The sequence below is a fragment of the Paenibacillus sp. FSL W8-0439 genome (assembly GCF_038008995.1).
Lineage (GTDB): Bacteria > Bacillota > Bacilli > Paenibacillales > Paenibacillaceae > Paenibacillus > Paenibacillus polymyxa.
The window spans coordinates 5,299,665-5,318,867 of record NZ_JBBPAK010000001.1 but is presented as its reverse complement, the minus strand read 5'-3'; the positions used below and the strand labels follow the sequence as shown (position 1 = coordinate 5,318,867).

The window sequence follows — 19,203 nt, the reverse complement described above, 5'->3', positions numbered from 1 at the left end:
AGTGCATGTGTACATAGAGATCCTGTTTTGACAACCCAAAAATGGAGAGGGGAAATTCCGTATGACGCAGTTGAGTAAAAAAGCATTAGAAGGCATTGAGAGCTGGCTGCAAGACCCTTATATTGATGAAGAAACCAAACAGGAGTTGCGCGCATTGCAAGGCAACGACCAAGAACTAGAGGATCGTTTTTACAAAGAACTGGAATTCGGTACAGGCGGTCTGCGCGGAGTGATCGGGGCAGGCAGTAACCGGATGAATCGTTATGTGATTGGACGTGCGACTCAAGGGCTCGCTCGCTATATCTTAGAGCAGCATGCTGGCAAAGAAGGAAAACCTTCAGTTGTCATTGCACATGATTCGCGTCATTTTTCGCCAGAGTTTGCTCTGGATGCAGCTTTGGTGCTGGCGGGCAATGGTATCGTAGCTAAGTTGTTCCCTTCCTTGCGTCCAACACCACAGCTCTCGTTTAGTGTACGTCATTTGGGTGCCAGTGGAGGGATTGTTGTAACAGCGAGTCACAACCCTCCCGAGTACAATGGTTACAAGGTATACAATAATGAAGGTGGTCAGCTTGTTCCTGATCAGGCTGAAAAGGTGATTGGCTATATTCGTGAGGTTCCTTCTTTTGCTGACATCAAAAGTCTGACACGTGAAGAAGCAGAGGCACAGGGATTGTTGGTTTGGCTTGGAGAAGAGGAAGATGAAGCGTTTGTGGATACGGTAGCCAGTGTGAGTGTAAACCGGGAACTGATTGCAGCTGGACCGGGCAAAAACTTCAAAGTTGTGTTTACACCTCTTCATGGTACTGGAAATATACCTGTTCGTCGTGTGCTGGAAAAAATCGGTTTTGAACAGGTGCATATTGTGCCTGAGCAAGAGCAGCCAGATGCAGAATTTTCAACCGTTAAGTCGCCTAATCCGGAAGAACGTGATGCGTTCAAACTGGCCATTGCGCTGGGTGAGAAAATTGGTGCAGATCTGTTGATCGGAACAGACCCTGATGCTGACCGTATGGGGGCAGTTGTGAAAAACCGTGATGGCGAATATGTGGTCTTGTCCGGTAATCAGTCCGGCGCCATTATGGTTTACTACCTGCTGAATCAACTGAAAGAAACCGGCAAGCTTCCGAATAATGGTGCAGTTATCAAAACCATCGTAACTAGCGAAATGGGTGCAGTTATTGCTGAGCATTTTGGAGCAACAGTGTTTAACACGCTAACTGGCTTCAAGTATATTGGCGAGAAAATGAACCAGTTTGACCAAACTGGCGAGTATACCTACCTGTTTGGCTATGAAGAGAGCTACGGCTATCTGGCAGGAAATTATGCTCGTGACAAGGATGCTGTTTTGGCGGCCATGCTGATCGCTGAAGCTGCTGCTTATTACAGCACGCAAGGCAAGACGCTCTATGATGTTTTACAAGAGCTGTACGAGCAGTTTGGCTACTTCCTTGAGAAGCTGGAGTCTCGTACACTCAAGGGTAAGGATGGAGTAGAGCAAATTCAGGGCAAAATGACGGATTGGCGCAGCAACGCACCACAAGAGATTGCAGGTGTGAAGGTAGACAAAGTACTGGACTACTCTCAAGGCCTGGACGGACTTCCGCAGGAAAACGTACTCAAGTTTTTATTGGAGGACGGTTCATGGTTCTGCCTGCGTCCTTCGGGCACAGAGCCTAAAATCAAGGTATATTTTGCAGTACGTGGTTCCTCGCTGTCAGACGCGGAGCAAAGAATCAGTCAGCTGGTCAATGCTGTTATGGCTCGCGTAGACGCTTGAGAAAATTCCCTTTATAATAGAATAGGTTAAGGTAATTAGATATGAAATGAGTAATCGGTGACCTCTCACGGCAAAGGGCAGTACGCCGTGGAGGTCATTTCTCTGTATTGCAGAATAACCTGGAAGAGGCTTTGGGAAAATAGGCTTATTCCGGCAACGGAGGATTTTGCAAAATTCAATGAGTGACCTACCTAAAGGGCAGAATGGCAAGTGGGCAGCATTGAATTTTGCAAAATCCCGAATATTAAGGAGGTTCTTTGGTGTATCAGAAATGGCAGTATTGGAATACGACTTCTCGAAAATGGTTGTGGATTCTGGTCGCTGTTGGCTTGCTGGCTTCCATTCCAGTCATCGCCGATCGTGTAAAGACAGAATCCTCAAGTAAAAAAGTAGAGATTGTATTCGATTATCGGGATTTGACGGAGGCGGCTTCGTATCAGGCTCATCCGCAGGACTATCTGAATGAGCAGCTTGACCGCTTACAACAGGCTGGTGTGAACAGCATGGCGATGTATGAAAGTACGCTGGATGATTTCCGTAAAGCGGGCCGTATTGTAACATATACGACTCAGAATGTTGCGGATCTAGAAAAACGTCTTTCACCTGCAAATGAGAATTATACGTACGTTGTTTTCGCTGACAAAGAAAATGCTGAGGCACTAAAGCCGTTAATTTTACGTACGTTTACAAGTTTGGGCATCAACGTAAAGCCGTGGAGTTATCAGGGACAGGAGGGGCTTGTTGTGGAAACATCCCCCGAGGATGCGTATCTCAAGCCTATGCAGCCTGACCCGATTGCTATGAAGCAGCTTCGGAGCAAAGGATTTTTTATTGTTCCACGCATGAGTGACAGCCTTCCCTATAACCAGGAGGTGACGGAAGAGATGCTGGCTTCTTTTCAGCAAAATGGTGTAAAACGCATTTTGTTTGAAGGTGATTCAGTCAAAGGCTTTACTGATAATGAGAAAGAGCATAGCTTAGCGGCATTTGCTAAATTGCTGAACAAATATGATATTGGCCTAGCTGCTATCGAAAACTTAAAAAAACCGCAGGCAGGCTTCAATAAGCTTGCTTACGATATCCATTATAATGTGGTGCGTCTATACTCACTAAGTGATAAAGATGCAACACTCGATGTGGAAACGTTGGCCGATCGTTTTGCACTGGCCACCAAGGATCGGAATATTCGCATGTTGTATCTGAATACCGCGCCTAGTCGTAGTGTTGCTGAGGCCAAGGTGAAAGACTCGGTTGACAACCTGATTCACAGCTTAGACAAACCGGGCAACGCTGTACAACGAATGGAGAAAAAAGGGTTTGAACTTGGACAAGCTGAACCGTTCCAAGTGGTCGATTCCTCCATTCAGCGCTATCTCAAAATGATCGTCGTACTGGGTGCACTAGCTTTCTTCTCCATAATGGTGTCCTATTTCGTTCCGGCATTGACTCTGCTTGCATTTGCACTCGGTTTGGTAGGCTCTGCAGGGCTTTATGTTTTGAACTCCAGCTTAATGGAACAAGGTTTGGCGCTGCTCGCAGCGATTAGCGGACCTACGGTTGCAATGATCATTGCAGTGCGTACGATCAGAATTAAACGTGAACAGGGACCTGAACTTTCTGTAGGTCAACGTTTGAGTCAAACGCTTATACTATACGTACAGACAGCGATCTTGTCGCTGGCTGCAGTGCCTTTTGTTATTGCACTGTTGAACAGCATTGCCTACAGTCTGGTGTTAAACCAATTTAGAGGTGTAAGCTTGCTTCACATTCTGCCGATCTTCTTGGCTGCGATTTATATTTTCTTTTATCGTGGCGTTTCTATACGGGAGGAAATCTCCAAACTGTTACGTACGCCGATTACTGTATTGTGGGTTATCGCATTGGCTGTTATCGCAGCGGCAGGCTACTACTATTTGACTCGTACTGGAAACGCAGGTACGGTGTCGAACACAGAACTGGTTTTCCGTAATTTCCTTGAGAATGCGTTTGGTGTACGCCCGCGTAATAAGGAATTTTTAATGGCTCACCCACTGTTTATTGCAGGGATATTCTTGGCTTTGAAATATCGCAAAGCAATCTATTTGCTGATCATAGCTGCTATTGGTCAAGCCTCGATGGTGGATACCTTCGCTCACATTCACTCTCCAGCTGCACTCTCGCTTAGTCGCGGGCTGTTGGGATTGGGATTGGGTCTGGTGCTGGGAATCATTGCAATTGTCGTGTGGCAAGTGCTGGAAGGATGTTGGAAGAAATGGTCACCACAGCTAAAACGATAATAATCTCGGGTTATTACGGGTTTCGCAATAGTGGGGATGAAGCGGTGCTCAAGTCGATTCTGACTGCTTTAGAAGAGGAGAGTCGTCAGGCGGGGATTACGGTCAAGCCTGTTGTTCTATCTTCTGACCCTGCTTGGACACAGAAAATGTACGGAGTAGAAGCTGTTCCGCGTATGAGCCTAGGAGAAGTGCGGAGAGCGATTAAAAACAGCGATGGGCTAATTAGTGGCGGCGGGAGTCTGCTCCAGGATGCTACAAGCCCTAAAAGCATTCCTTATTATCTAGCGATTCTGAAACTGGCTCAATGGGCGGGAAAGCCTACGTTTGTATACGCTCAGGGCATGGGCCCGGTACAGCGGAAGATATTTTATCCTATGATCCGATCTGTGTTTCAACGCTGTGAATATGTTTCCGTCAGAGATGAGCAATCTGCTGCTTTGCTGGGTACCATGAAACTGAAACGCCCGGTTGTTCATGTTGTTCCTGACCCTGTAATGGGGCTTCCTTTGCCCTCTGGTTCCGAGCTGCATAATGCAGCAACTGAGACTGATGAGGATAAACTCCCGGTCGTTGGTGTGTCTGTACGCTACTGGGATAAGGAACAACGCGATTTAACGGCTATTGCAGACGGCTTAAAAAGATTAGCCGCGGAACGCCGTGTTCACTTGCGTTTCTTGCCATTCCATTTACCTGACGACGTACAGGCTTCAAGGATGGTAATGGATTTGTTGGGGGATATTAGGGGGACGGGAAGCCTTGTCAGCATGTGTGAACAAGTTACCGATCCGCAGCAGATGCTTTTGGAAGTCAGCAGATGTAGTTTGATGATCGGGATGAGGCTGCACAGCTTAATTTATGCAGCGTCCCATCAGGTGCCCCCGTTGGGGATATCTTACGATCCCAAAATTGATCATTTCCTCAGCCGTGTTGGTAGCCAGCCTGTAGGTACTACAGATGCACTGGATGGGCAAAAGCTGGCTAATGAGTCCATACGACTGCTGGATCAGCGCAGTCAATGGATTGAGAGCCAGGGGGCAGCAATTGCTTTGTTAAAAAGTGAGGCTCGCTTACCAGCACAACATATCGTTAATTACTTGTGTCGCAAAGGATGATGGATACAGTGACAGTTGATAAGGTTACGAGTGTGCCTACCGTCCCGATTTTCGGTGTTCAGGTATCAAGGCTTAATATGAAAGATACATTAAATGTATTAATTCAGGCGGTGAAGTCTCGCCGCCCCCATCAAGTGATCACTGCCAATCCGATTATGGTAATGGCTGCATTGGAAGATCCAGTGTATATGAATGTGATGAAACAGGCAGAGTTGATTGTTCCGGATGGAACTGGTGTGGTCTGGGCTGCAAACTATGTTGGGCATCCTGTACCCGAGAGGGTGGCGGGTTTTGACTTGTTACATGAATTGCTCGCAGCTGGAGAAAACTATCATTGGAAAGTTTACTTACTTGGATCGACGCCTGAAGTGATTCAGGCGACCGCTCAGCGGGTACATGAGCTTTATCCTGGAATTACGGTTTGTGGCAAGCGCGATGGTTTTTTTGGTCCTAACGAGGACGAAGCAGTGATTGCGGCTATTCGTGAAGCGAACCCTGATTTGTTGTTTGTAGCACGTGGAGCGGACACACAGGAACCTTGGATTGGTAAATACAAGGAGAAACTTGGTGTGCCGGTGATGATGGGGGTCGGCGGTAGTTTTGATGTTATATCAGGCAAAACAAAACGCGCACCTAAACTGTTTCAAAAGCTACGAGCCGAGTGGTTATATAGACTTCTAAAAGAGCCCACTCGTTACAAAAGAATGCTTGCGTTGCCGAAATTCGCAGTGAAAGTGATGCGTGAAAAAGAAAACGTCACAAAAGTGTGATAAATAGCTTGAATCTGCCTTTAAAACCCGCTAATTTGCCAGAATATGAGGCTTGGTATTTATTTTTGATCAGAGTATAATTCAATGCGGTTACATCTGAAAAGGCATTGCTTTAAAATTGGGGGTCGAATGATCAAATGTTATTGATCTATATTATTGGTTTCATCATGGCACTGGGACTTGCGCTGTTACTGACACCGCTCGTCAAGAAATTCGCTGTGAAGGTTGGAGCCGTCGATGTGCCGAATGCCCGAAAAGTACATACCCGAATTATGCCGCGCCTTGGCGGTCTGGGGATTTTCTTGGCATTTCTGTTGTCCTTATTGGCGATGTTACCTTTTGTGCCTGACGGAATGCTGTCCTCGCGGGATATTAACTTTATTGCAGCCTTTCTGATTGGTGGTACGTTGATTACATTGATCGGTGCTCTCGATGATCGTCTTGATCTTAATGCAAAATTGAAATTTTTGGCTCAAATTGCCGTGGCGTGTATGGTCGTGTTTGCTTTTGATATTCGTGTGGATTTTGTAAATGTACCTTTTCAAGATGCATACTCTTCCTTAGAAAGCTGGATTTCCATTCCGCTTACGATTTTTTGGATCGTAGGTGTGACCAATGCCATCAATTTGATTGACGGTCTGGATGGACTGGCTGCAGGTGTCTCAGGAATTGCGATTGGAACGATCGCTGTGATGTCACTACTAATGGGCAATTACATGGTAGCCATGCTTTGCCTTGTGCTGTTGGGCAGTATTATCGGATTTTTGTTTTTCAACTTTCATCCTGCAAAAATATTTATGGGTGATACAGGGTCCTTATTTTTAGGTTTCTCTCTGGCTATGCTTTCAATGCTTGGGTTCAAGCAAATTGCTATCGTATCATTTATTACGCCATTGATTATTATCGGTGTGCCTTTGTCAGATACATTCTTTGCTATTATTCGTCGCAAGTTGCAGAAAAAACCGATATTCTCACCGGATAAAGGCCATTTGCATCACTGCTTACGCGAACTAGGCTTCAGCCACAGACAGACGGTGTTGATTATCTACGGTATTGCTGTATTTTTCGGTATATTAGCCGTGATTCAATCGTCGGCTGCGCTTAATGAAGCCAACTGGGTCACCTTTGTCGTGATATGTATCATGATGTTCTTCCTACAGATCGGGGCAGAAGTTATTGGGCTCGTTGGCAAAACCAAACGTCCTGTTCTTAACACACTAATTCGGTTGTTGGCTAAGCCAGATTCCCAGACGCGATCGAAATTATAATTTTAATTTAAATGTAAGCCTTCAAGCTTAGCGGTATACCGCGGGTTTGAAGGCTTTTTTGATGTTTGCTGTAAAAAAACTCCCTCCTTTTTTGAGAATTTACTAATTTTTTGTATGTTTGCTACCGATAAAAAAAGTAATGAATGATTACGTACCCCAAGGTGCGACAGAATCAAAGGAGGACAATGATTTGAAACGATTGCTATCCATGTTGCTGACGGTTGGTCTCATCATTGGCTTGGTGCCGGCGGCCCTGGTAGGTACGGCTCATGCTGCGACAGGAACTTATTTCATTTTTCCAAATGAAAAATATGATGCGGATTCGGCCAGAATGGTAAACACCGACCGTGTTACAGTTAACGGTACGATTAACGGAGTGAATGGAAGTACTATATCTTATAGTGTATTCCAACTCTCCAAAAATGGAACAAACCTTACAGTAGTTAATAAAAATGAGAGTCAAAAGGGCGGAATTACGGTCAATGGCTCTACAATTCAAATTTCAGATATTAAACTGTTCCCTGGTTTGAACCGAATTACATTCCAAAGCAGTCAAAATTCAGCCGAAATGAAGGATTCCATTTACATTGAGTATCAGGATGGACCCAAGCTATATGATCTGTCTGCTACGCTGAATGGCCAAACCCAGCAGTTGCTAGAGAATCAGACAGCAGTGCTGACAGATGCAAAAAATAGCGGCGCAGATGACGTGAAAGTAGTCATTCAAGGTACAGCTCCTAATGCTGACAGTGTAACGCTCACTTCAACAAAAAGCAGTAATTCGTATAATGTCTCCTCTTATACCGGCTATAAACTAACAGGTAGTGTTGTACTCAGTCCGGGTAAAAATATAGTGACGATTAAAGTGAACAACGGAACTCAGGCTCTTACGGTTACGCGTGAGATTACGATTTATACGGGGAAACCTGAATTTTCTGATCTGACTTTGAATAAGGACGGCAATGTGTCTGCTGATCTGACGACTTCGCCTGACTTTACCGTATCGTCTACAAGCGGCGTGGTTTTGAAAGGTAATGTTTTGGTTCCTTCCGGAGCAACTGATCCAGTAGTGAGCAAAATTAATGCTAGATTTACGGATGTAAGTAATAACGGTAGCGCAATCGGGGATACCAATGGAATTGATGCTACGATTGATACAGCCAATGTGGTTACATCCAGTGGTTACAAAGTATATCCGTTCCAGGTAACTGTGCCTGATGGTATCGTAACTGACCACTTGATTCGTGCATCTCTAAGTGTAGGGTTTGGAGATGGGACGAGTTCAAATGCATCTGCGGTCCAATTTACATTGCGTAGCAGCACTCAGCCTTATATTGATGACGTGAACTTTCTCCCTGATTTTAATAATCAGCTGTTGAATAGAATTAATGGTAGTGGGTCTGATCAAGCTGCTGCCATAGATGAAGCTATGAAATTAACGGGAAGTTCTATGAAGAACAAGACTACAGATGCTCCATCTGTGCCTGTAGGTATGGAGTTTATCATTGTTAATGGTACACCTAGTTCAATTAGCGAGCTTTCTGGTGTATCCGTTCATACCGTGGGTTCACCCCAAGATGTGATTCGGACAATCAATGGTAAGTCAACACAAGTGAAAAAAATTGTTGCTTACGTAGATACTTTACCTAAAGAAGGACAAAACGTACTGAATTTCTACCTGAATGGTGACTCAAGCAAATTGATTAAGGCTACTGTAAACTTATTGCAGGGTCCATTCATGAAATACGATACGATTTATGATGGTCAACAAATTCCGTTGAATACATCGAGTGCAAACTTAAACACCTATAAACTGAATCAATTGGGTTATTTTAAAGGTAAATTGCTGGATGTAAGTAATGCAGCGGATATTCACTACACTGGCAGTAACCGAAATGTATTTTTGTATGTGAACAACGTATTAGTTGATCTTGATGGCTCAGGAGCCAACTTTAAGCTGGCTGCTTCCTCCTATGATGCGGCTGCCAATGCACTGGCAAACGGAAATAATGAAATCAAGTTTGTGTTCAAGCCAGGCATCGAGTACAGCAATACGGTAAAAGTAAACTTTACACAAACGAATATTCCAGTAATTCCTGTTCCAAACACACAGGGCATTATTCCTTTTACACCTGTTAGCGGCTTGAGCAATACGCCGAAGTATAGCGAAATTGCACCGAAAGCAAAAGATGCAAATTTCACTAAAGTAGATGACACTAACTACAAAACATCTCTGAAAAATATCAATATCTTTGGTACCTTCAGTATTGCTGATTTGGGTAAAGCGGATCAGGTAAGTGGTTCATTAAGTGATATTGCCAATAAAGATCAATACATTTTAGAGATTAAGGGATCAGACGACAGTGAGGTTAACTGGACGCTGAATAACGAGTTCTTCTCAGCAGAAGATGCCAAAACGGCATACAACTCTGGTGCTACTACGGATAAGTTTACAAGCAAAGATCTAAAAGATCTGCTCGTATACTACCATCCGGACAAAAAGTATTTCAGTTTTGTATTGAAAAACCAAACTATTTCGCAAGATGGAACGCCAGTAGCTTATAACATTACCTTGTACAATAGCGGCAAGAGCGGGCCGTTTGCTACTTTCCGACTGCAAGTATCTGGTCAATCCACATCTTTTGATATCTTGCGTCCGCTTCCTGAAAAACGGATCGTGAATCAAAACTTTGTACAAGTTGTTGTAAATGCAGGTAATGCAGATAGTGTTACAGTAGGTAAAGAAACAGCAGTTCAAGAAGGTTTCGACTCTGATTATGATGGTACTGTGGATTACCCATCAACTTATAAAGCCATCGTTACAGGTTTAAAAGCCAACAAAGATAATAAAATTGATGTAGTGGTTACAGTGGGGAAGGAAAAATTAAAACAGACCATCACTGTTAAGTATGTGCCTACTAATATTCCTGGTGAGCAGTACATGGAAGCGATGAAAACATCGCACAAAGTGTTTGATGGTAATCTTACACTTGCTTTCGCGAAGGGAACGAGCCTGATCCGTCGGGATTACGATCAACCACAGCAATTCAAAAACCAGGTTTTCTCTGGTCATACTTTGTACTTTGCGATCGCGAATAGCGAAGATGGCGTGGTAGACCGTCATGAATTTGAAACTGAAAAAGCATTGTCCGACATGCAGAGTTTGATTGCTGATGGAAGTAGATACTTCAACAGAGATTTCCCAAGTCGTTTTACCAAGTCCAGTCCAGTATTCTGGATTGACCCAGGTACAGCTGATGATATCAAAACAGATGCTTACGATCCGGTAACATATGGTGCTGATCCATATCAATTGGCTAACAAATCGCAAAATGACAGCAGCAAAATCAAAAACTTCTACTGGCGTGACCCGTCTAACGAGCTAGTGCCTTCCAAGCGTGCTACATTGACGCTGACGTACGATAGCAGTATTGCTCAGGATGCAGGGAAACAAATGACGGTGTTCTTTTTTGATCCTGATTTGAAGGATTGGCAGAACATTGGTGGTGTGGTGGATCCGAAGAAACATACCATTAAAGTACCGTTTGATCGTTTTGGCTATTATGTAGTTGCTAAGGTTGGAGAAACATATAGTGATGTCATTAAGCACAAGTACGCCAGAGATTACATCGAAGCGATCTTGGCTAAAGGTGTTATGAACCCAATGGATCCAATTAATAGCTTTGGACCTGACAGCTATATTAAAAGAGGCGAATTCACGTCGATGATTGTGAAAGGTCTGCAAATTCCGCTTAATTTCAGCGGAGCGAAGCATTTCGACGATGTGTCTATTCCAAACACGATATCCGCAGATGCGCTCTACGATTATCGTTATATTGAAACAGCTGCGCGTGCCGGTATTGTCAAAGGTTCGCAACCAAGAATCTTTATGCCGGAAGATGTAATCACACGTCAAGATGCAGCGGTCATTATCGCCAAGGCATTGAATTTGAAGCTGGAAACAGATCATGACAAGATCATGAAAAATCTGTCCAAGACCTTTAAAGATGCGGACAAGATCGATTACTATGCGCAAGCATCTGTATTGGCTATCGCCAAGAAAGGCTTTATCACAGGGTCTCCTGTAGATGCAAGTGATCCGAAAAAAGGATATATGTTTAACCCTACATCCTTGACCTTGCGCGGAGATGCAGCGATCATTGTAGCCAAAGTTATGGCTGATAAAAAACTGCTTCCTAAAATCTAATCAATCAAAAACCTGTAATTATTAAACATCCCTCCATGCGAAATGGAAATTCCCTTTCATATACATGAGAGGGATGTTTTTTATAAATCAGCTATTTGACTGGAATTACGGGCCTGTGCCATAATATCAGTGAGATGAATACTTTGGATAAGCATTACGGCGTTTTTTTTATTTTTGATTTGCCTTAAACGACTGTAATAAATTGCTTTTTTTTAAGGATTTATCTCAAAATGTGTTTATTATTTTTATATATGTTTTTTTTGCGCATTTATCTGAAACTTTACGCCTATTTCATCGTAGTAGAGGATGTGTGTGCTTAAATATTACATAGAGAAGTGAGTGGGGAGTGATGAGATGTCTCAGTTTTCAATACGCCGTCCTGTAACAGTATTTATGTTAATTATTGCTTTGTTAATCGGGGGCGGTATTTTTGCGTTAAGGCTTCCTGTAGAGCAGATGCCGGATATGAAGCTGCCATATGCTGCAGTGGTGACCAGTATTCCAAATGCAACACCTACAGAAGTTGAGGAATTGGTTACTAAACCTATTGAGAAAAATCTGGCTTCTATCGAGAATGTGGATACGATCATGTCCGAGTCCTCAGAAGGAACATCTATGGTCATGATTCAATTTAACTGGGGAGTAGATATAAATCAGGCAACCCTCGATATGCGAGATAAAATCGATGGGGTTAGAGGCTCTCTTCCTAAGGCGGCAAATTCGCCACGCGTACTTAAATTGGATCTTAACGCAACACCAGTTATAACCCTCGCTTTTACAGGGGACCAGGATATTAACAAGCTGAAGCCTATTGCTGAAGATATTATTGAGCCGCGACTTGAAAGAATTGCGGGAGTAGCCGCAGCCAACATGTCAGGCGGCCAAGAACGACTCGTAAAGATCACTGTAGATCAGGCCAAGCTACAAAGCTATGGTATTACTCTGGACCAAATCAGCCAAGCGCTATCGGCTAATAACATTGCTGGGTCTGCTGGTTCTGTATATCGTGGTAATACACAAATTCAGCTTCGGGTACAAGGTGAATATCAGGCTGTTTCGGAAATGGGTGAAACGCCAATCCCTGTAGGTAAGGGAAGCGTGAAATTAAAGGATATTGCGACTGTTGAAGACTCCACCGAAGATGTTACTATTATTTCTACCTTTAATGGAAAGCCAAGTATTAATATTTCTGTTACTAAGGCTACAGGTGGAAATACTCTTTCAATCGCCAATTCAGTGAAGGAGAGTTTAGATTCAATACGGAAAGAGTTACCTGCGGGAACTCAATTGGAAATGGTAACAGATGCTTCTAAGCCTATTAGAGACTCCGTACACTCGCTAATAGAGCATGCTATATTAGGGCTTATTATCGCAGCCATTGTACTGCTATTATTTTTGAACAGTATACGTTCTACTATTATTGCTGCGATCGTTATTCCAATTTCCTTCGTAGCAACGTTTATGATGATGTATTTCACCGGACAAACCATTAATGTTATTTCATTGAGCGGTTTGCTTTTGGGGTTAGGATCCTTCGTCGACTTTGCCGTTGTTATTATTGAGAATATTTTTAGGCAGCGACATGAAGGCAAAAGTATGCTACAAGGAGCTATTGACGGCTCCAAGCAAGTGGGTAATGCGGTTATGGCATCTGCACTTGCACAGATTGTAGTATTTTTACCAGTTGTTTTTGTTGATGGAATTGCAGGGGTTCTATTTAAACCGTTGGCGTTAACTGTAATTTTCTCTCACATCGCTGCTTTGCTGGTATCCCTTCTAATTGTGCCGATGCTTAGCTCGCGTTGGTTACCTACCATACCAGATGAATCCATTTACTCTTCAGGTACTTATAAAGGTATTAACCCTATTGTGTGGTTTAATATCGGATTTGAGAAATTTAAGGGTGGCTATCGACGTGTACTGAAGTGGGGAATTAACCACAGAAAATCTGTGTTAATCATTACTTTATTAATGTTTGTGGCGGCAGGTGCTTTGGTTCCTTTGGTTAAGGCTGAATTTATCCCTGAGTCCGATACTGGTGAATTTTCGATTAATGTGAAACTTCCGAATGGAACAGTCTTGGAAGAAACGGAAAAGGTAGTTCAAGGTATAGAAAAAGAAATTTTGAAAGTTCCTGATCTGGATAAAATGACAGTCACGGTTGGTTCTGGTGGCAACTCAGGCTTTTCAGGTGCAGCCCCATCCAACTCGGCAGATATAAATGTAACGCTGAAGGATGGGCATCAGCCAACAGACGCTGTAGTTGAAGGCCTTCGTAAGAAATTTGATAGTATTCCAGATGCAGAGATTACACTAGCATCTGCAACAGGTCTTTCGAGTGGAAAGGCTGTTAACATTAATTTAAAAGGTGACGATATGGACGTCCTGCGTGAACTCTCAGACAATCTCGTTGCGGATGTGAAAAAAATACCGGGTACCGTTAATGTCAAAAGTAGCTTGAGTGCAGTTCGTGAAGAATATGAAATTACCGTTAATCGGGAGCTTGCTAGTCGATATGGCTTGTCAGCAACTCAAATCTTATCTGCAGTTAATACTTCATTTAATGGATCAGCCGCCACAAGCTATCGTACGGGTGATGATCAGATTGATGTGAAGATATCATTGCCAGAGCAAAGCCGCCATGATCTGTCATCTCTACAAGCCTTGCGTATTACCACCTCGCAGGGGATTGATGTTCCTTTATCATCAGTAACAAGTATTGATAAACGGAGTGTACCCGATACTGTTACTCGTGAAAACCAAACCCGTCAAGTACAGATTACAGCTGATATCGACGGAACAGGGGATATTCTTACCATTAATCAAAAAATAGATTCTCTTTTGAAAAGTACTCACTTCCCAGAAGGCTATAGTGCAGATACGGGTGGCGGACAAAATGAACAAATGATGGAATCTTTTATGAACTTAGCGATAGCTATTTTGCTGTCAGTTGTGCTGATTTATATGGTTATGGCTGGACAGTTTGAATCGTTGCTTACACCATTTGTTATTATGTTCTCAGTTCCACCTACGGTAATTGGTGTGCTTATCGGTTTAGCTGTAACAGGAGCAAGCCTCAGCGTATCAGCATTTACCGGTTATATCATGCTCGTCGGTTTGGTCGTCAACAATGCGATTGTTATGATTGACTTTATAATTCAGCTTCGAAAAGAAGGCGAAGATCGAGATGAAGCCATTATTCATGGAGCGTCTGAACGGTTACGTCCAATTTTGATGACGACGCTGGCAACTGTACTAGCATTGCTTCCAATGGCATTTGCTACAGGCAGTGGTAACGAGACACAGGCACCGATGGCGGTAGTTGTTGTATTCGGATTATCCTTCGCTGCTATTATTACATTGATTCTTATTCCGGTTGTTTACGTTATCCTAGATAATATGATACAAAAACGTAAAGATCGGAAATTGAAAAGACAGGCAAAGAGACAACTGAAAAAAGAAGCGAAACTACAAAAAAGTGTTCATATATAAGGTGAGGTGGAGAAACATAATGAATAAAAAAAGTGCTCTGATTGCTACAACTTTGCTCTTATCAGTTGCATTAGCGGGTTGCGGTGGGGGTGAAGCCCCTGCCGCTCCAACTGCCGCACAGCAAGCCATTCCGGTTCAAGTGGCTAAAGTGGCCAAAGGTAGTATTAACGACTCAACAGGTATTATTGGAAGCTTTGCTCCCAAGGAGACGGCTCAAGTATCTCCAAAAATTAGTGGTAAGATTCAAGGTATTAACCTTACAGTGGGGCAAAAGGTAAGCAAAGGCGACACATTGTTTACTATAGATCAAAAGGATATACGGGACTCGATTAAGCAATCCCAGGAATCATATCAGGTTGCCTTGGCCAATTTAAAACAGGCTGAGTCAGGCGCAGAGCAATCTGTGCAACAGTCAGAGTCCAGTGTGGATCAAGCCAAAAGTGCGCTTGTACAGCAAGACAATTCCATTACTCAAGCTCAGACCAGCTTGGTTGATGCTCAAAATTCCGTACGTGATGCACAAAATACGCTTAATCGCAACCAACAGTTGTTTAGTGCGGGTGCTCTATCTCAATCCGAGTTAGAGCAGTCCCAAATAACATATCGAAAGGCTCAAACTGCAGTGGAGAATGCACAGATCGCGCTGCACAATGCTCAAACATCCAAGGAAAGTGCGCAAACAACATATAATAATGCTCAGAAGTCATTACGTCTTGCTCAACAGAAAACGGGCATAGACGTAGCGCGTGCTTCTGTTAATCAAGCCAAAGCGAATTTAGACACAGCGCGTAGTCAACTGGTGGATGCTGTAGTCAAAGCTCCGATTTCCGGCACTATATCGGTAGTAACAGGAGTCCAAGGGCAAATGGTTAGTGCGCAATCTGCAGTTGTTACAATTGCGAATACCAATCCTATCATTGCTAAGGTCAACGTTTCTGAATCAGAGCTTCTGAAGATGCAGGTGGGTTCATCTGTAACTGTAGGTGTGGACTCGTTAGACAAGCGCATTGAAGCCAGAGTGTCGGCCGTCAATCCGGTAATGGATAATGACCTCAAGGCATATCCTGTCGAGATTTCGGTTCCTAATGGTTCTGGCGAATTAAAATCAGGGATGGTTGTAACTGTATATATGAAGACAGAGGCTCCTAAAAACATTTTAGTATCGCAGGACGCCGTTACAGAGCAGGCAGGGAAGAAGTATGCATATGTAGTCGAGGGTACTGTTGCTAAGCGGGTAGAAGTGCAGACAGGCCAGGAAAGTGCCAAACAGGTTGAAATAACCAAGGGGCTTACTGAGGGACAAAATGTTGTCGTTAAGGGTGTAAGTTTGCTTTCTGATGGCGCGAAGATTAATGTAGTAAAATAATTTGTTTCGTTATATTTACGTTATATTCCTATCCTCCGTCATTTCTACTATTTAAAGTGTATTAGATATTAGATTTCTTAGGAATCTATAGTCTTTATGTACTTTATGTATTCTATGGATTATTCGTTACGAATATACTCCCTTAGAGACCAGATTAATGTACAGAAAATACCCTTGTACATTTAAGGTTCAGAAGGTAAAAGTTGTAGGATGACGGAGGAACAGGTTCAATAGTATAATTATGACTGTGGGAAGCGGAATACATAATCAAAAAAAATAATTTTTTTTTTTTTGAAACAGACGCAACTTTTTGGACCCATGCTACGTCTAATTGGGTGAGTATGAAACAAAGGGGTACAAAAGCGTAAAGACAAAATTCGCTAAAAAAAATCTTTACTGCATTGTTATCACATTGTATAATACTGGAGTACGTCATAAATGGACGCTTTCTTTCAACTAGATTCCAAGCTTCTGTGATATTGTCACAGATATCATTTTATAAGGGTTCTCATAAAGCTCGGAAAGGAGGTGTAACGACTGATGAGTGACAAGATCCGACAAAAAGACAAAAATAATATTTCTGTTTATATTCAAGGAGGAGAAAAAAAGGTTATGACAAAGTTTAACAAAAAGATGATCAACGTGCTGGCAACAGCAACATTGGTTGCTGGTGTTGCAGCTCCAATCGCAGCTTTGACTGCACCAACTGCAATTCATGCAGCTTCTAGCTTTACAACCCTGAATAATCCTAATATTGGTTCTGGTGCACAACCTAATGCTGAATTGGGTAGAGCAAAAATTAACATTAGCCAAGCTTCCATCAGACCTGGTGCATCGTTCACAGTAACATTGCCAAAAGGTTTTGAATTTTCTGGTGCTGGGAACGGTGTTAGTCGCGTAAAGACTGCTACTGACGCTACTTATGGTTTGGGCGTATATCTTGATCCAAAAGATAACGACGACGCTGAAAACCTTGAATCTACTGGTTATAAAGATGCAGATGCAGTTGTAGTTACTAAGTTGACTAACAAATCTGCAAAAGTTGAGTTGAATTTCAGTAACTCTGCTGATGCTGCTGATCTTTATCTGAACTTTGGTAAAGTTAATGTAACTGGACCAAGCAATGGACCAATCAAAGTTGCTATTGATGCTGCTTCCGCAAGCGGTTTGACTAGTGGTGAAGTAGTGATCGGTAACGTGGTTTCTTCTGGTCAAATTTCTTTGTCCGCTGCTGACACTGTTTCCAGTGAAGAAAACTTCACTGCAACTTTGAAAGTTAAAGAAGAGACAGCTGGCTCTTTGGGTAACAACAACATTAAGTTGAAATTGCCTAGCGGTTTCAAATGGGATTCTGCTCCTAAATCCGCTGCTACTATTCTGTTTGGATCTGATATCAAACCAGAAAACGTAAAATACTCTGCAGATGGCGACACATTGACTTTGTCTTTGGATAAAGTAAGTGGTCAACAAACATCTTTCCAATTGCCTGTTGGTTTCTACGTAGATGACGAAACTAACGTTAAAGAAGGCGACGTAACAGTTAGCATTTCTGGTAATGCAACAACTGACGTTAGCTCCTTGGTAGTAGGTAGCTATGGTCAAATCGGTGGTGGCGTATCCGTAGCTACTCCAACAACTATTCTTGCTGGTCATGACGAGCAAAAAATTGGCGATATCGTAATCAAAGAAACTGTTGCTAAATCTTTTGTTAATGGACGTACTGTAACATTGCGTCTGCCTGAAGGTGCTCGTTGGCAGGAAACTTTCAAGAGTAACAACCCAGGAAGCAGCTTTGCTGGTTCTATGGAAAACACTAACGGATTGGGTGGAGCAGATGTTTCCTACACTGACTCTGACAAACGTACTTTGAAACTGACTTTCAAAAACGTTAACAGCACAACTGACGCTGGTACTTTGAAACTGAAAAACGTTGAAGTTGCTACGCAACCAGGTTTCTCTGGCGATCTGAACGTTGAAGTTGCTGGTAGCCAAGGTCTGAGCGGTAATGTTAAGGTTGCAACTGTGAAACAAGCAGTTACTCTGGCTGCTGCTTCCAAACCAACCCTGACAATCGGTCTGGGCGATCAACAAGTTGGCGATATCACAATCACTGAAGCTGCTAAAGAAGCTTTCGTTAAGAAAGACGGTAGCCGTGAAGTAATCTTGGAATTGCCAACAGGCGTACGTTTTGCTTCTACTCCAGAAGTAAAAGTTACAGCTGGTGACGTTAAAGTGAAGAGCGTATCTACTGATACTTACGGCGAAAGTAACAAAGGCCGTCTGAGCTTCTACATCGACAGCGAATCTGCTACTCCAAGTACAATCACAATCTCCGCTCCTAAGCTGACTGTTGACCGTACTGTAGCTCAAGGCGACATCGTTGCTAAGCTGAAAGGTAGCGCAGTTTCTTACACTGCATACAAAGGTGCAACTGACAACACTCAAAACTGGAAAGACAACAACACTGCAGCTGCTGAAGTAGCAATCGCAACTGTTGGAACTCCAGCTCCAGGTGCTACTAAAACTAAAGCTGTCTTCACACTGGGAAGCACTTCCTACACTGTGAACGGCGAAACTAAAACAGCTGATGTAGCTGCTTATGCTGAAAACGGACGCACTTACTTGCCAGTACGTTATGCAGCTGAAGCTTTGGGTGTATCCCCACAAAACATCCTGTTTGACAAAGCAACTTCCACAGTTACCCTGATTAAAGGTGACCGCGTTGCTCAAATCAAACTGAACACTAACCTGTTGACTGTTAACGGTTCTGTGATTCGTATGGACGTTAAAGCTGTAACTAACAAAAACCGTACTGTACTGCCTATCTTCTGGGTGAGCAGAGCGCTGGATGCATCCATCAACTATGATGCAACTGCTAAAACAGTAACTGTTGAAAACAACAACTAATTTAAGAGCAACTCTTTTGAGTTAA

Annotated in this window: 9 protein-coding genes; all 9 read left to right on the top strand. The window is 43.1% G+C overall.

Annotated features, from left to right (window positions below):
* Positions 1 to 61: 61 nt before the first annotated feature.
* The 9 genes from MKX36_RS22815 to MKX36_RS22775 all read left to right on the top strand — a co-directional run bounded on the left by MKX36_RS22815 (position 62) and on the right by MKX36_RS22775 (position 19,178).
* Positions 62 to 1,780 carry a phospho-sugar mutase gene (locus MKX36_RS22815; protein WP_025366007.1) on the top strand — a complete coding sequence of 573 codons (1,719 nt, stop codon included), beginning with the start codon at positions 62 to 64 and terminating at the stop codon, positions 1,778 to 1,780.
* Between the two features lie 260 nt (positions 1,781 to 2,040).
* Positions 2,041 to 4,056 (top strand): DUF5693 family protein, encoded by a 2,016-nt coding sequence (locus MKX36_RS22810; protein ID WP_340865772.1) that lies wholly within the window; start codon positions 2,041 to 2,043, stop codon positions 4,054 to 4,056.
* Positions 4,032 to 5,168: a polysaccharide pyruvyl transferase CsaB gene (gene csaB / locus MKX36_RS22805; protein ID WP_016822996.1), complete on the top strand. Its 1,137-nt coding sequence runs from the start codon at positions 4,032 to 4,034 to the stop codon at positions 5,166 to 5,168. Before MKX36_RS22810 ends, csaB begins: the two co-directional genes overlap by 25 nt.
* Before the next feature lie 8 nt (positions 5,169 to 5,176).
* Positions 5,177 to 5,938 (top strand): WecB/TagA/CpsF family glycosyltransferase, encoded by a 762-nt coding sequence (locus MKX36_RS22800; protein WP_025366004.1) that lies wholly within the window; start codon positions 5,177 to 5,179, stop codon positions 5,936 to 5,938.
* A 137-nt stretch (positions 5,939 to 6,075) separates the two neighbouring features.
* A complete protein-coding gene (locus MKX36_RS22795) occupies positions 6,076 to 7,206 on the top strand; it encodes a glycosyltransferase family 4 protein (protein ID WP_019688811.1) in 1,131 nt (376 codons plus the stop codon).
* Between the two features lie 190 nt (positions 7,207 to 7,396).
* The gene (locus MKX36_RS22790) at positions 7,397 to 11,413 is read left to right on the top strand and encodes an S-layer homology domain-containing protein (RefSeq protein WP_340865768.1); all 4,017 of its coding nucleotides are present in this window, start codon (positions 7,397 to 7,399) and stop codon (positions 11,411 to 11,413) included.
* 354 nt (positions 11,414 to 11,767) lie between these two features.
* On the top strand, positions 11,768 to 14,905 hold the full coding sequence (locus MKX36_RS22785) for an efflux RND transporter permease subunit (RefSeq protein WP_340865767.1): 3,138 nt from the start codon (positions 11,768 to 11,770) through the stop codon (positions 14,903 to 14,905).
* A gap of 19 nt (positions 14,906 to 14,924) precedes the next feature.
* On the top strand, positions 14,925 to 16,271 hold the full coding sequence (locus tag MKX36_RS22780; protein WP_340865766.1) for an efflux RND transporter periplasmic adaptor subunit: 1,347 nt from the start codon (positions 14,925 to 14,927) through the stop codon (positions 16,269 to 16,271).
* 540 nt (positions 16,272 to 16,811) lie between these two features.
* The gene (locus tag MKX36_RS22775) at positions 16,812 to 19,178 is read left to right on the top strand and encodes a copper amine oxidase N-terminal domain-containing protein (RefSeq protein ID WP_123797726.1); all 2,367 of its coding nucleotides are present in this window, start codon (positions 16,812 to 16,814) and stop codon (positions 19,176 to 19,178) included.
* Positions 19,179 to 19,203: the final 25 nt, after the last annotated feature.